This window comes from Legionella maceachernii (assembly GCF_900167045.1).
Classification (GTDB): domain Bacteria; phylum Pseudomonadota; class Gammaproteobacteria; order Legionellales; family Legionellaceae; genus Tatlockia; species Tatlockia maceachernii.
In genome coordinates this window covers 1-15,548 of sequence record NZ_FUXJ01000030.1, presented here as the reverse complement: position 1 = coordinate 15,548, position 15,548 = coordinate 1, and the positions used below count along the sequence as shown (strand labels likewise).

Sequence of the window (15,548 nt, the reverse complement as noted above, 5' to 3'; positions counted from 1 at the left end):
GTTTGTGGCATCGGGCCATCCGCAGCTGATACAACTAAAATCGCACCGTCCATTTGCGCCGCTCCTGTGATCATGTTCTTCACATAATCCGCGTGGCCTGGACAATCAACGTGTGCATAGTGACGATTCGCTGATTCGTACTCTACGTGGGCCGTCGATATCGTTATCCCTCGCTCTCTTTCTTCCGGGGCCGCATCAATCTGATCGTATGCTTTCGCTATCCCACCGTACTTCTTCGCCATTATCGTCGTAATCGCTGCCGTTAACGTCGTCTTCCCATGATCCACGTGACCAATCGTACCCACATTAACGTGCGGCTTCTTTCGCTCAAACTTTTCCTTCGCCATTTCTATAACCTCATCAACTTTTATTGTTTCTTAATAATTGCTTCAGCAATGTTTGTTGGTGCTTCTGCATATTTAGCAAACTCCATTGAGTAAGTAGCTCGGCCCTGCGTCGCCGAACGTAAATCGGTTGCATAGCCAAACATTTCCGCGAGAGGAACTTCTGCGCGAACAATTTTACCAGCAGGAGAATCTTCCATGCCTTGAACTAAACCTCTTCTACGATTGAGATCGCCCATTACGTCACCCATATAATCTTCGGGAGTAACAACCTCAACGCTCATAATAGGTTCAAGCAGCACCGGTTTTGCTTTGAGAGCACCTTGCTTGAAGCCCATTGAACCAGCAATCTTGAATGCCATTTCGCTAGAATCGACTTCATGGAAGGATCCATCAAACAACGTTACCTTGACATCAACAACTGGATAACCAGCGATAACACCATTTTGCATCTGCTCTTGTACACCTTTATCAACCGCAGGAATGTATTCTTTGGGGATTACACCGCCAACGATTGCATTAATGAACTCATAACCAGCACCTGGTTCCTGAGGTTCAATTTTTAGCCAAACATGACCATATTGGCCACGTCCGCCAGATTGACGAACAAATTTACCTTCTTGTTCTACAACTTGTTTTAATGTTTCGCGATAAGCTACTTGTGGTTTACCAACATTCGCTTCAACGTTAAACTCACGCTTCATACGGTCAACAATAATTTCTAGGTGTAACTCACCCATGCCTTGGATAATGGTTTGACCGGACTCCTCATCAGTATGAACGCGAAAAGAAGGATCCTCTTGCGCCAACTTACCAAGTGCAATAGACATTTTTTCCTGGTCAGCTTTTGTTTTAGGTTCTACTGCAACTGCAATAACAGGATCAGGAAAATCCATACGCTCAAGCGTAACAACATGGTTCGTGTCACAAAGCGTGTCACCTGTAGTTACTGTTTTTAAACCCACAGCGGCAGCAATATCCCCCGCTTTGACTTCTTTAATTTCTTCTCGGGAATTAGCATGCATTTGTAGCAAACGACCAATTCTCTCCTTCTTTCCTTTGACTGGGTTGTACACCGTATCACCGCTTTTTAAAATCCCAGAATATGCGCGGAAGTACGTCAATGTCCCAACGAATGGGTCTGTAGCAATTTTAAAAGCCAATGCAGAGAAGGGTTCCTCATAAGAGGTCTTACGATGGATTTCGTTTCCATCTTCATCAACACCACGAATGGCAGGAATATCTAGAGGAGAAGGCAAATATTCAATGACTCCATCCAATACTGCCTGTACTCCCTTGTTTTTGAAAGCAGACCCACAAAAAACTGGAACAATCTCATTATTGATTGTGCGTTGGCGTAGGGCTTTCTTAATTTCTGCTTCGGTAAATTCTCCGCCTTCCAGATATTTTTCCATTAGCTCTTCAGAGACTTCTGCTGCAGCTTCGATAATTTTTGCACGAAGCTCTTCGCAATGCGCTTTCATGTCGGCAGGAATTTCGCCATAGCTGAAAGTCATGCCTTTTGAATCCTCATCCCAATGAATAGCTTTCATTTTGATAAGGTCAACTACCCCATTAAAAGTCTCTTCGGCACCAATAGGTAATTGGAGAACAACAGGATTTGACCCAAGCCGTTGTTTAATTTGGCTAACAACGCGCAAAAAATTTGCGCCCATTCTATCCATCTTATTAACAAACACGATACGCGGAACGCCGTATTTATCTGCTTGACGCCATACAGTTTCTGATTGTGGTTCGACACCAGACACCGAATCGAATACTACTATTGCACCGTCTAATACACGCAATGAACGTTCTACTTCAATCATGAAGTCGACGTGGCCAGGTGTATCGATAATATTAATGCGATGCAATGGAAAATTCTTATCCATTCCTGACCAGAAGCATGTCGTTGCTGCAGAAGTAATGGTGATACCGCGTTCCTGCTCCTGGACCATCCAGTCCATCGTAGCAGCACCGTCATGTACTTCACCAATTTTGTGCGATACACCTGTATAGAATAGAACACGTTCGGTAGTAGTAGTTTTCCCTGCGTCGACGTGTGCGGCAATGCCGATATTTCTATATAGTTCTAATGCAGTAGACACGACTAACCTCTCTCCACTAATTCCATCTAAAATGTGCAAACGCTTGGTTAGCTTTAGCCATTTTGTGTGTATCTTCACGCTTTTTAACGGCAGAACCTTTGCTTTCAAACGCATCAGTTAACTCACCCGCCAGACGCAACATCATGCCTTTTTCGCCACGGGATCGAGCCGCCTGAACTATCCAACGCATACCTAATGCAATACTGCGATCAGTTCTAACCTCAACGGGGACTTGGTACGTTGCACCGCCCACTCTTCTTGAGCGTACTTCAACACTTGGACGTACGTTGTCGAGTGCTTCCTCAAAATAGCGCAAAGCTGAACCAGCACCACCGGTTCCTCCATGCTCACCTGAGTCTTCATCGCCTTTTTTAGTTTTTTTGATGCGCTCGTTGAGGAGATCTAACGCACCATAAACAATCTTTTCAGCGGTTGATTTTTTTCCGCTTACCATCAGCACATTAATGAACTTTGCAAGTAATTCGCTATGATGCTTTGGATCAGGCAGAATTTCACGTTTGGGGACTTCTCTTCTTCTTGGCATTTCTATTTCCTACAATCAATTATTTCTTGTCTTTAGGTTTCTTAGTACCATATTTTGAACGGCCTTGTTTACGATCGTTCACTCCAGAAGTATCTAGGCTTCCGCGTACGGTATGGTAACGAACACCCGGTAAATCTTTAACACGACCGCCACGAATCAACACTACAGAGTGCTCCTGTAGATTATGGCCTTCGCCGCCTATATAAGATGTTACCTCGAAGCCATTTGTTAGACGCACACGAGCGACCTTACGCATTGCTGAGTTAGGCTTTTTAGGTGTTGTAGTGTACACGCGTGTACAAACACCTCGTCTTTGTGGGCATGATTCTAATGCTGGGACGTTAGATTTTTTCTTTGCGTCCACACGAGGCTTTCTTACTAACTGATTAATAGTAGCCATTTATTCTTAACTCCGAACTTTCACTAGTATTTATTTTCGAATGCATAAGGAGGCCGGATTCTATATAGGTCCAACAGGTTTGTCAAGTTTAAACCTGTTGGTATTCAGAATCGTATCAATGATCATGGTTATCTTCAGCATTAAGCGCTTCACTTAATGCATGCTCCACATCACTGGCTGTAACCGTATGCGCACTTGGCTCCGTCCCTGTGGCTTTAGCACGTTTTGCCTTTCTGCCTTGATGATAGGCGTACCCTGTTCCCGCAGGAATTAGGCGGCCAACCATCACATTTTCCTTTAGACCTCGCAATTCATCCACTTTGCCACTTACTGCTGCTTCAGTGAGAACACGAGTTGTTTCCTGGAATGATGCAGCAGAAATGAATGACTCCGTTGCCAGAGAGGCTTTAGTGATTCCCAGAAGAATTGGCGTGCCTTGTGCAGGCTGCTTACCTTCTGCAATCAATTTATCATTTTCTTGCAACATCATACTTTCTTCGATTTGTTCCCCAACCAGGAATTTCGAATCACCAGCAAAGGTAATCACACGCTTGCGTAGCATTTGGCGCACAATAACTTCGATGTGCTTATCATTGATTTTCACACCTTGTAAGCGATATACATCTTGTACTTCGTTAACAATGTAATTTGCTAATGCTCCTACACCGAGCAATCGCAAGATATCATGCGGATTCAATGGACCATCTGCAATTACCTCTCCGCGTTCTACGTGCTCTCCCTCGAAGACCGAAATATGGCGCCATTTTGGAATTAATTCCTCATGAGCTTGATTCTCTGAAGCGGTAATAATGAGGCGTCTCTTACCCTTTGTTTCCTTACCGAAGTTCACTAGCCCTGAAATTTCTGCCATCACCGCTGCATCTTTTGGCTTTCTTGCTTCGAATAAGTCAGCTACACGAGGTAGACCCCCTGTAATATCGCGAGTTTTAGAGCGCTCTTGCGGAATACGTGCAATAACATCCCCTACCCCTACAGCGCTTCCGTCTTCAAAATTAATGATTGCGTCCACTGGCAAGTAGTATTGAGCTGGAACATTCGTGCCCGCTAGGAAAATGTCCTCCCCATCATCAGAGACCAGTTTTACCATTGGGCGCATATCTCTGCCTGCAGAGCTGCGTTGTTTAGCATCAATGACAACAATGTTGCTAAGCCCTGTGAGCTCATCCGTTTGCCGATTCATTGTTAAACCTTCAATGAGATCAACAAATTTCAATTTACCGCTTACTTCTGAAATCACTGGGTGAGTATGAGGATCCCAGGTAGCAATAATCTGTCCGGCTTCTACTGATTGATTATCATGCACAGTCAGTACAGCACCATAGGGTAATTTATAACGCTCGCGCTCGCGCCCAAAATCATCAACAATCGATACTTCACCTGAACGCGATACAGCAACGAGATTGTTATTCTCATGTGTCACAGTCTTGATATTATGCAGACGAATGACACCCTTATTTTTAATTTGGATATTATTCGCTGCAGTGGCTCTCGATGCGGCTCCACCAATATGGAAAGTACGCATTGTTAGCTGAGTACCGGGTTCCCCGATTGACTGAGCTGCAATGATGCCAACAGCTTCTCCAGTATTGGCGATATGTCCTCGAGCTAGATCTCGACCATAACACTTTGCACAAAGACCGAAACGTGTTTCACAGGTAATTGGAGAGCGGACAAGCACTTGGTCAACACCAAATTTCTCTAATTTTTCTACCCAATCCTCATCCAGTAATGTCCCTGCTACTACAATAGGATCATCTTGGTTAGGAATGTAAACGTCTTTTGCAACCACACGGCCAAGAACACGCTCATGCAAAGGTTCGACAATATCTCCACCCTCGATTAAAGGTTGCATCAGTATGCCATATTCCGTACCACAATCATCTTCAGTTATAACAACATCCTGAGCCACATCGACCAAGCGGCGAGTTAAGTATCCGGAGTTTGCTGTTTTTAGTGCTGTATCGGCAAGACCCTTCCGCGCACCGTGAGTTGAAATAAAATACTGGAATACGTTAAGCCCTTCACGGAAGTTTGCCGTAATTGGCGTTTCAATAATAGAACCATCAGGAGCAGCCATCAAACCTCGCATTCCTGCTAGCTGTCTAATCTGAGCTGCAGAACCCCGTGCGCCAGAATCGGCCATCATAAAGATCGGGTTAAATGATTCTTGGCGAGATACATTACCATTGCGATCGATAACTTCTTCTGTCGCTATCTTGCTCATCATCGATTTAGCGACCATCTCATTGGTGCGTGACCAGATATCGATAACTTTATTGTAGCGCTCACCATTCGTTACCAGACCTGAACGGTACTGAGCTTCAATTTCACGCACTTCGTTATCAGCTTGCTCAATAATAGTTGCCTTATCATCCGGTATTTCCATATCTTCAATACCAATTGAAGCGCCAGCGCGAGTTGCGTATTTAAAGCCTGTATACATGAGTTGGTCAGCAAAAATAACAGTTTCTTTTAAACCAAATTTTCGATAACACGTATCAAGAACTTTCGAAATGGCTTTTTTAGTCATTGCTCTATTAATTGACGCAAATGGCATTCCTTTTGGCAGAATATCCGAAAGTATTGCACGTCCAATGGTTGTTTCAACCAATTCGTATCCTTGGCTGTCTTCACCATTTTCCTTGGGCATGCGAATTTTTACTTTCGCATGAATATCAACGTAACCTGCCTCATAAAAATTCTGGGCTTCCTGTGCACTTGCAAATATTTTACCTTCGCCCGGTGCATTAATGCGCTCACGGGTAAGGTAATAAAGACCTAATACCACGTCCTGGCTGGGCACAATAATAGGTTCGCCACTTGCTGGAGACAGTATGTTATTGGTCGACATCATCAGTGAACGCGCTTCTAGCTGGGCTTCCAGAGTTAATGGCACATGCACAGCCATTTGGTCTCCGTCAAAGTCCGCATTGTAAGCAGTACAAACTAAAGGATGCAGTTGAATTGCTTTTCCTTCGATGAGCACAGGTTCGAAAGCCTGAATACCAAGTCTATGAAGCGTTGGTGCACGGTTCAGAAGGATTGGATGTTCGCGAATGACATCATCAAGAATATCCCAAACAACTGGATCTTCCCTTTCTACCATCTTCTTCGCTGCTTTAATTGTTGTAGCAAGACCCCTGAACTCTAATTTGCTGAATATAAAGGGTTTAAACAGTTCAAGTGCCATTTTTTTAGGCAATCCACATTGATGCAAGCGCAGAGTGGGGCCTACCACAATAACCGAACGCCCTGAGTAGTCTACACGCTTACCTAAAAGATTTTGCCTGAATCGACCTTGCTTACCCTTAATCATGTCGGCCAATGACTTAAGAGGACGTTTATTTGTACCCGTTATAGCGCGACCTCGACGGCCGTTATCAAGCAGTGCGTCAACGGATTCTTGCAACATACGCTTTTCGTTACGCACAATAATATCAGGCGCGTTTAGATCCAGCAGCCTCTTTAGACGATTGTTACGATTAATTACCCGGCGATATAAATCATTTAAGTCTGAAGTAGCAAAACGTCCACCATCAAGTGGAACTAATGGGCGCAAATCGGGAGGAAGAACCGGTAAGACATCCATAATCATCCATTCAGGCTTATTTCCGGATTCGTAAAAGGCCTCGAGTAGTTTTAATCGCTTCGTGATTTTTTTAATTTTCGTTTCAGAATTAGTTGTTGGTAACTCTTCACGTAATGATTTAATCTCTTCTTCAAGTTCTATTTGACGCAATAAATCTCGGATTGCTTCTGCGCCCATGCGAGCATCAAATTCATCACCGTATTGTTCCATAGCATCAAGGTAAGCTTCATCATTGAGCAGTTGACCACGCTCAAGTTCAGTCATGCCCGGATCAACCACCACGAAAGCTTCAAAATAGAGAACTCTCTCGATATCGCGCAAAGTCATATCAAGCAGTAGTCCTATACGGGAAGGAAGTGATTTTAAGAACCATATGTGCGCTACAGGACTAGCAAGCTCAATGTGTCCCATACGTTCACGACGCACTTTCGCTAATGCCAGTTCTACACCACATTTCTCACAAATAACGCCTCGATGTTTAAGCCGTTTATATTTACCGCATAAACACTCATAATCCTTAATAGGTCCGAATGTTTTAGCACAAAATAAACCGTCTCGCTCGGGCTTAAATGTACGATAGTTAATCGTTTCAGGTTTTTTAACTTCACCATAAGACCATGAACGAATTAAATCAGGTGAAGCAAGTGCGATTTTAATTGCATCAAACTCTTCACTCTGGCCTTGTTGCTTGAGAATACCTAGCAAATCACTCATTATAGGCGCTTTTCTCATTGGGTCGTTGCTTAGATTAGCCAAGTCTATGCCTCCAAAAAAATTGTCAGAAAATTAATCGCTGAACGTTTAATCGTGTTCCAGTTCGATATCAATACCTAATGCCCTTATCTCCTTCAGCAATACATTGAAAGATTCTGGCATACCCGGATCCATACGATGATCTCCATCAACGATATTTTTATATATCTTTGTTCGTCCTCCGACATCATCTGATTTAACTGTTAACATTTCTTGCAACGTATAGGCAGCACCATAAGCTTCCAGTGCCCACACCTCCATCTCTCCGAAACGTTGGCCCCCAAATTGCGCTTTACCGCCAAGTGGTTGTTGAGTAACCAAGCTATAGGACCCGGTAGACCGAGCATGCATTTTATCATCAACCAAATGGTTAAGTTTGAGCATGTACATATATCCTACGGTTACCGGATTATCGAATGGCTTTCCAGTTCGACCGTCATACAAAATGGTCTTACCATCGGGTCTCATACCCGCTAACTCCAGCATGGATTTAATCTCTGCTTCACTAGCTCCATCAAAAACAGGAGTTGCCATGGGAACACCATTTCGCAGATTATTCGCTAGAACTAAAAGCTCATCGTCATTAAGGCTATCTAGATTTACCCGTTCTTGCCCATCATGGTTGTAGATTTTCTTCAGAAATTCCCTTGTCTCTGACACTGCACGTTGGCTATCTAGAAGCTCTGTTATTCTTTGGCCTAATCCTTTTGCTGCTAAGCCAAGATGTGTTTCTAGCACTTGTCCAATATTCATCCGTGAAGGCACGCCTAAGGGGTTAAGGACAATATCCACTGCAGTACCATCTTCCATATGAGGCATATCTTCAACCGGAACAACGATTGAAATTACCCCTTTGTTACCGTGTCGGCCAGCCATCTTATCACCAGGCTGGATTCTACGTTTAACCGCAAGGTAGACCTTCACTATTTTCAACACACCGGGCGCCAGATCATCACCTTGAATTATTTTCTTGCGGCTATCGTTAAAACGCTTTTCCATTTCTTTACCCAAGAGCTCTAACTGCTTGGACAATTGCTCTGTCTGCTGACTTACTTGCTCATCATCCACACGAATATCAAACCATTTTTCTCTGCCTACCTTTTCTAGGTATTCAGCAGTGATTTTAGATCCTGGTTTAATGCTGTTGGGACCACCAGTAGCAATTTTGTTCAACAGGAGATTATGCAAACGGTGGTAAATATCTTCTTCACGGATACGTCGCTCATCGATTAAATCTTTTCGTACACGTGCAAGATGTTCTTCCTCAATACTCTTAGCTCGCTCGTCTTTCTCTAAACCATCACGAGTAAAGACTTGCACGTCGATTACCGTACCGTTCATTCCGGATGGAACACGTAAAGATGAATCTTTAACATCGGATGCTTTCTCACCAAAAATCGCTCTCAGCAATTTTTCTTCTGGGGTGAGCTGAGTTTCTCCCTTGGGCGTGACTTTTCCAACTAAAATATCGCCAGCGCCAACTTCGGCACCGATATAAACGACACCTGACTCATCCAAATTTGCCAGAGCAGCCTCACCGACATTGGGAATATCTGAAGTGATTTCCTCTGTACCTAATTTTGTGTCTCTAGCGATGCAAGTCAGCTCTTCGATATGAATAGTAGTAAATCGATCTTCTTGGACAATGCGCTCAGAAATAAGTATAGAGTCCTCGAAGTTATAACCATTCCAGGGCATGAAAGCGACAAGCAGGTTTTGACCTAAAGCTAATTCACCCATGTCCGTACACGGACCGTCGGCAAGGATATCACCACGTTGGATACGATCACCTTTAGAAACAATTGGCCTTTGATTAATACAAGTATCTTGGTTGGAGCGGAAATATTTTGTTAGATTATAAATATCAACTCCGGTTTCTCCAGCCGTGGTTTCGTCATCATTCACACGGACAACGATGCGAGAAGCATCAACTAGATCGATTACTCCGCCTCGCTTTGCCACCACCGAAACACCAGAGTCTGATGCTACCGTGCGCTCCATACCGGTTCCAACCAATGGCTTTTCAGATCGCAATGTTGGAACTGCTTGGCGTTGCATGTTTGAACCCATCAATGCACGGTTGGCGTCGTCATGCTCCAGGAAAGGAATAAGTGACGCCGCAACAGATACGATCTGTTTTGGTGAGACATCCATATAGTTAATGTTGTCGGGGGTAGTTAGTGAAAACTCATTCTGATGCCGGCACGGTACCAAGTCAGCTAGGATTTTTCCATTTTCGTCAACGGCCACATTAGATTGAGCAATATATTGATCAACTTCCTCAATGGCTGATAGATATTCGATTTCATCTGTGACTCGCCCATCAACTACTTTTCTACACGGTGTCTCAATAAACCCATATTCATTAGTTCTTGCGTAAACGGATAGGGAGTTGATTAATCCGATGTTCGGACCTTCCGGAGTTTCAATAGGACAGACACGGCCATAGTGTGTCGTATGCACGTCACGCACTTCAAAGCCAGCACGTTCTCGGGTTAAGCCACCTGGGCCAAGTGCAGAAACACGTCGTTTATGAGTGACTCCAGAAAGTGGGTTAACTTGATCCATAAACTGCGATAACTGGCTAGATCCAAAGAACTCTTTCACTGCGGCAGAGACTGGTTTGGCATTAATTAAATCCTGAGGCATTAAATTTTCAGACTCTACAAGACTTAACCGCTCTTTAACGGCGCGCTCAACTCTCACCAATCCAACCCGAAATTGATTTTCAGCCATCTCACCTACAGAGCGTACACGGCGATTACCTAAATGGTCAATATCATCAACCATTCCGATACCGTTTCGAATATCAATGAGCGTTTTAATAACCGAAAGAATATCTTCTTTAGTCAGCGTTCCTGGGCCGGTATCTTCTTTACGACCCACCCGACGATTGAATTTCATTCGCCCTACGGCAGATAAATCATAACGATCTTCTGCAAAAAACAGATTTTTAAATAGCCCTTCCGCCGCTTCTTTAGTTGGCGGCTCACCAGGGCGCATCATGCGATAAATTTCCACCAAGGCTTCAAGCTGGCTTGTGGTCGGATCGATCTTCAACGTATCGGAGATATATGAGCCATGATCTAAATCATTGGTATAAATCATTTCAAAACTAAGAATACCATGCTCAGCCAATTGGTTGAGTAATTCAGCAGTTACTTCGTCGTTTGCTTGTGCAAGCACTTCACCCGTTTCGGTATTAACGATATGCTTTGCCAATATTTTGCCAACGAGATAATCGTGAGGAACAACAAGATCTTGCATGTTGCTCTTTTCCATTAATTTAATATGGCGAGCGGTGATTCGTCGACCTTGCTCGACAATCAGCTCTCCGGTTTCCGGAGCAACAATATCAAAAGAGGCAATTTCACCGCGTAACCGGGATGGGATAAGATTAATATGGAATTCACCATTGCGTAATTGACAAGTCGTTGTTTCAAAAAATTCTGCAAGAATGTTCTCTGTCTCATAGCCGAGCGCGCGTAATAGAATACTGACAGGGAGCTTACGTCTTCGATCGATGCGCACAAACACGCAATCTTTCGGATCAAATTCAAAATCAAGCCATGAACCACGGTAAGGGATTATGCGTGCGGAATAGAGCAACTTACCTGATGAGTGGGTCTTGCCACGATCATGTTCAAATATAACCCCAGGAGAGCGGTGTAATTGGGATACAACAACTCGCTCCGTACCATTAATCACGAAAGTACCGACATCAGTCATCAATGGAATCTCACCCATGAACACGTCCTGTTCACGAATATCTTTAATGGGTTTCGGTTCACCAGCAGCGTCTTTATCAAATACAACTAATCTAATTTTGACGCGCAAAGGCGCAGAATAGGTTAAACCACGGAGTTTACATTCCCGCACATCAAAAGCAGGCTCACCTAATTTATAACTAACGTATTCAAGTCTGGCATTACCAGAGAAGCTTTCTATTGGGAAAACAGATGAAAAAGCAGCATGCAAGCCTGTCTTTTGCTGCTCACTCTCTTTTGAATCAGTTTGTAAAAAATCTCTATATGATTTTAGCTGGATTTCAAGCAGATTTGGAATATCCATTATATCAGCTTGTTTACCAAAGCTTTTGCGAAATCGTTTTTTCTCAGCATGCGAGTATTGATGAGGTTTAGCTTCTGCAATTGCCATGGTGATTCCTCTGTAAATTATTGATGACATCAAACACACAAACCCAGCCATGTAACCATGGGCTGGGTCTTTATACAAACAACAACAGTATTACTTAACTTCGACAGTAGCGCCGGCTTCTTCAAGTTTCTTCTTCATTTCAGCAGCTTCGTCTTTAGATACACCTTCTTTAACACTTGCAGGAGCACCTTCTACTAGATCTTTAGCTTCTTTTAAGCCTAAACCAGTAATCTCGCGAATTGCTTTAATAACGCCAACTTTGTTAGAGCCAAAGCTTGTCATTACAACGTCGAATTCAGTTTTTTCTTCTGCAGCGGCAGCAGCACCACCAGCAGCAGGCGCAGCAACAGCCACTGCGGCAGCAGCAGCTGATACATTGAATTTTTCTTCCATCGCTTCGATAAGCTCTACCACTTCCATCACGGTCATGTTAGCAATCGTCTCGAGGATCTCATTTTTAGATACAGCCATTTCTAGCTCCTAGATTAAAAATTAAAATTAAGATTATGTGGCTTATGTTATTTTTTGTCCTTAATCGCAGCGACCGTTCTAACCAGTTTGGCATGCGGTTCTGCAAGTGTACGAACAAATTTCTCAATTGGCGCTCTCATCACAAACATTAATTTAGCCAATGCTTCGTCGCGGGTTGGCAAGCTGGCGATGGCTTCAAGCTGATTGGCTTCATAAGTCTTTCCGCCAACGGCTAATGCTTTGATTTCAAGCTTATCAAATGTTTTTACGAATTCCTTTAACATTCTTGCTGCATCGCTGGGAGCTTCCATCGACAGAGCAATAAATAAAGGACCGACTAGCTTATCGCTCAAGCAGGAAAATTCAGTGTCTTCGAATGCTCTACGAGTAAGCGTATTAGGTACTACTCGTAAATAAACACCTGATTTGCGTGCAGCATTGCGCAGCTGAGTCATTTGATTCACAGTTAAGCCACGATAATCAGCAACGACTGCCGAAATAGCCTTAGAAGCAACCGCAGTTACCTCTTCAACAACGGCTTTTTTTGCAGCTAAAGTTAACGTCACGTTACTGACCTCCTTAGTTGTGCAAATCCTAGGGATTTGACAGTTATGGTGCCGTCTCTGAGAGATCCCGGAGCCGGTTCACCGTCTGCGCAGGATATTAAGCATTGAGCACCTGCGGTCTTCGACGGCATCGAACCAAGTCTATGCCGTGAAAGCGATTTAAAGGGCGATATATATTACACGGGTATTGTAGCAATATCAATAGGCAATCCAGGTCCCATTGTCGATGAAAGTGAAATTTTCTTGAAATAGACACCCTTCGCAGAAGCAGGTTTTGCTTTTTTCAGATCAAGCATTAGAGCAGTTATATTTTCAACGAGATCTTCTGCAGAAAAATCTATTTTGCCCACGGAACAATGAATAATACCGTTTTTGTCGGTTCTATATCGGACTTGTCCTGACTTAGCATCGGATATCGCTGCTTCAACATTCGTCGTTACAGTACCAACTTTAGGATTAGGCATTAACCCGCGTGGTCCTAAGATCTGGCCTAATTGACCCACAATACGCATTGCATCAGGAGTGGCAATGACAACATCAAAGTTCATCTCACCGGCCTTAATTTGCTCTGCAAGATCTTCAAATCCGACAAGATCTGCACCAGCATTTTTTGCCTTTGTTGCATTTTCGCCTTGAGCAAAAACAGCAACCCGAACCGTTTTTCCCGTACCTTTAGGAAGGTTAGTGGAAGTTCGCACTACCTGATCAGATTTACGTGGATCTACGCCTAAATTAACACTTATATCAATGCTTTCTTTGAACTTGGGACTAGCAAATTCTTTTAAGATAGCAATAGCTTCTGTAGCGCTATATAAGTGATTGGGCTTAATTCTTTCACGAATTTTCTGTTGTTTTTTACTTAACTTAGCCATAGTAACCCCTTACTCCAAACCTTCAACTTCGATACCCATACTCCGTGCAGTTCCAGCGATAGTACGAACTGCTGCTGCCAAGTCGGCGGCGGTGAGATCGGGTTCTTTAATTTTGGCAATTTCTTCAAGCTGAGCACGGTTCAGTTTCGCCACTTTCTTAGTGTTAGGATTACCGCTGCCACTTTGAATACCTGCAGCTTTTTTAAGTAAAACAGAGGCAGGAGGTGTTTTGGTAATGAACGTAAAGCTGCGATCAGAGTACACGGTTATTACAACCGGTGTAGCTAATCCTGCTTCCAAACCTTGTGTTGCAGCGTTAAAAGCTTTACAAAATTCCATAATATTTACACCACGCTGACCCAAAGCAGGTCCAACAGGTGGACTTGGATTGGCTTTTCCAGCTGGAATTTGTAGCTTTATATATGCTTCTACTTTTTTAGCCATAATTACTCCTTACGGGTTATATCGCCCTTTCATTACTTGATGAAGAAACAATCAAGAGAATTACTTAAGCTCCCCTGGGTTACACACAAACAAAATCATTAAGTCTTTTCTACTTGACTAAATTCGAGTTCAACAGGTGTTGAGCGGCCAAATATAAGAACTGCCACTCTAAGCCTGTTCTTTTCATAATTGACCTCTTCTACAACGCCGTTGAAATCGACAAATGGACCATCCTTGACACGAACCACTTCGCCTGGCTCAAACAGGATTTTTGGTTTTGGCTTAGTAACACCATCTTCGACGCGCTGCAAAATAGCCCGCGCTTCTTTGTCCGAAATAGGCGTAGGCGTTTGGCTGGTCCCGCCAATGAATCCTAACACCCGAGGTATTGCACGAATCATATGCCATGTTTCATCATCCATGATCATATTTACAAGCACATAACCTGGGAAAAATTTTCTTGTACTTTTCCTCTTCTGTCCGGCGCGCATTTCGACAACTTCCTCAGATGGAACGACTACTTCACCAATTTTTTGCTCTAAGTGGTGGTGTTCCGCACGCGATTTGATTTCACGCATAACGAAATTTTCATAACCTGAATAGGCATGAACGACGTACCATTGTTTAGTTTTCTGTTCTTCCACCGTAATATCAACCTAAACGTGTTAATTTAGCGATTATCCACATCATCCCAGAATCAATTCCCCAAAGAACAAATCCGGTAATTGTAACCATAGCCATAACGATTGATGTGGTTTGAATGGTTTCCTGACGCGTGGGCCAAACTACCTTTTGCAATTCAATTTTTGCTTCTTTTGCAAACTCAAAAACTTGTTTTCCTTGAGTAGTAAAAAACCCTTGTAATGCAGCTACAACAAACCAACCTATCCAGATAAGGGCTTTTATGGGCCCTGAAAAATTATAATAGTAAGTTCCTAAAAAGGCTAAAATTGTGATTAGCAGAATGCCAATCCACAAAGAAAAATCTTTAAAGTTCATTTTGGAATTATTCGAATTCTTCATAATTATCTAGTAGTTGGCAGGCCAGGAGGGAATCGAACCCCCAACCTGCGGTTTTGGAGACCGCCGCTCTGCCAATTGAGCTACTGGCCTAAACATATAGTTCGGTGTGAAGTTTAAAAAAACCTCACACCAACTGATCCATTATTCAATGATCTTAGCCACAACACCAGCACCAACGGTGCGGCCACCTTCGCGGATTGCAAAACGTAATCCCTCATCCATAGCAATTGGGGAATGCAGATTAACAATCAATTT

At 43.4% G+C, this 15,548-nt stretch carries 13 protein-coding genes and 1 tRNA gene; all 14 read right to left on the bottom strand.

Features of this window, described 5'->3' with window-relative positions:
* Window positions 1-347: GTP-binding protein (locus tag B5D33_RS16055; protein ID WP_176119749.1), on the bottom strand; the 347-nt coding region annotated here is incomplete at its 3' end.
* 20 nt (window positions 348-367) lie between these two features.
* Window positions 368-2,452 (bottom strand): elongation factor G, encoded by a 2,085-nt coding sequence (fusA, locus tag B5D33_RS16050; RefSeq protein WP_058451975.1) that lies wholly within the window; start codon window positions 2,450-2,452, stop codon window positions 368-370.
* Between the two features lie 16 nt (window positions 2,453-2,468).
* Complete coding sequence (gene rpsG / locus B5D33_RS16045) at window positions 2,469-2,996, bottom strand: 30S ribosomal protein S7 (RefSeq protein ID WP_058451974.1); 528 nt, start codon at window positions 2,994-2,996, stop codon at window positions 2,469-2,471.
* 19 nt (window positions 2,997-3,015) lie between these two features.
* Window positions 3,016-3,396: a 30S ribosomal protein S12 gene (gene rpsL, locus B5D33_RS16040; protein ID WP_045098305.1), complete on the bottom strand. Its 381-nt coding sequence runs from the start codon at window positions 3,394-3,396 to the stop codon at window positions 3,016-3,018.
* A gap of 115 nt (window positions 3,397-3,511) precedes the next feature.
* Window positions 3,512-7,720, bottom strand: a complete 4,209-nt coding sequence (gene rpoC / locus B5D33_RS16035; protein WP_058451973.1) for a DNA-directed RNA polymerase subunit beta' — start codon at window positions 7,718-7,720, stop codon at window positions 3,512-3,514.
* A gap of 87 nt (window positions 7,721-7,807) precedes the next feature.
* The gene (gene rpoB, locus B5D33_RS16030) at window positions 7,808-11,917 is read right to left on the bottom strand and encodes a DNA-directed RNA polymerase subunit beta (protein ID WP_058451972.1); all 4,110 of its coding nucleotides are present in this window, start codon (window positions 11,915-11,917) and stop codon (window positions 7,808-7,810) included.
* 90 nt (window positions 11,918-12,007) lie between these two features.
* The gene (rplL, locus tag B5D33_RS16025; RefSeq protein ID WP_058451971.1) at window positions 12,008-12,388 is read right to left on the bottom strand and encodes a 50S ribosomal protein L7/L12; all 381 of its coding nucleotides are present in this window, start codon (window positions 12,386-12,388) and stop codon (window positions 12,008-12,010) included.
* Between the two features lie 47 nt (window positions 12,389-12,435).
* Window positions 12,436-12,954, bottom strand: a complete 519-nt coding sequence (gene rplJ / locus B5D33_RS16020; protein WP_058451970.1) for a 50S ribosomal protein L10 — start codon at window positions 12,952-12,954, stop codon at window positions 12,436-12,438.
* Window positions 12,955-13,130: 176 nt separating this feature from the next.
* Window positions 13,131-13,826 (bottom strand): 50S ribosomal protein L1, encoded by a 696-nt coding sequence (gene rplA, locus B5D33_RS16015; protein ID WP_058451969.1) that lies wholly within the window; start codon window positions 13,824-13,826, stop codon window positions 13,131-13,133.
* A gap of 9 nt (window positions 13,827-13,835) precedes the next feature.
* Window positions 13,836-14,270 carry a 50S ribosomal protein L11 gene (gene rplK, locus B5D33_RS16010; protein ID WP_058451968.1) on the bottom strand — a complete coding sequence of 145 codons (435 nt, stop codon included), beginning with the start codon at window positions 14,268-14,270 and terminating at the stop codon, window positions 13,836-13,838.
* A gap of 98 nt (window positions 14,271-14,368) precedes the next feature.
* A complete protein-coding gene (gene nusG / locus B5D33_RS16005; protein WP_058451967.1) occupies window positions 14,369-14,914 on the bottom strand; it encodes a transcription termination/antitermination protein NusG in 546 nt (181 codons plus the stop codon).
* Between the two features lie 7 nt (window positions 14,915-14,921).
* Complete coding sequence (gene secE / locus B5D33_RS16000) at window positions 14,922-15,293, bottom strand: preprotein translocase subunit SecE (protein ID WP_058451966.1); 372 nt, start codon at window positions 15,291-15,293, stop codon at window positions 14,922-14,924.
* A gap of 14 nt (window positions 15,294-15,307) precedes the next feature.
* Window positions 15,308-15,383: transfer RNA gene (locus B5D33_RS15995), tRNA-Trp, on the bottom strand.
* A gap of 51 nt (window positions 15,384-15,434) precedes the next feature.
* Window positions 15,435-15,548: EF-Tu C-terminal domain-related protein (locus B5D33_RS15990; RefSeq protein WP_459166964.1), on the bottom strand; the 114-nt coding region annotated here is incomplete at its 5' end.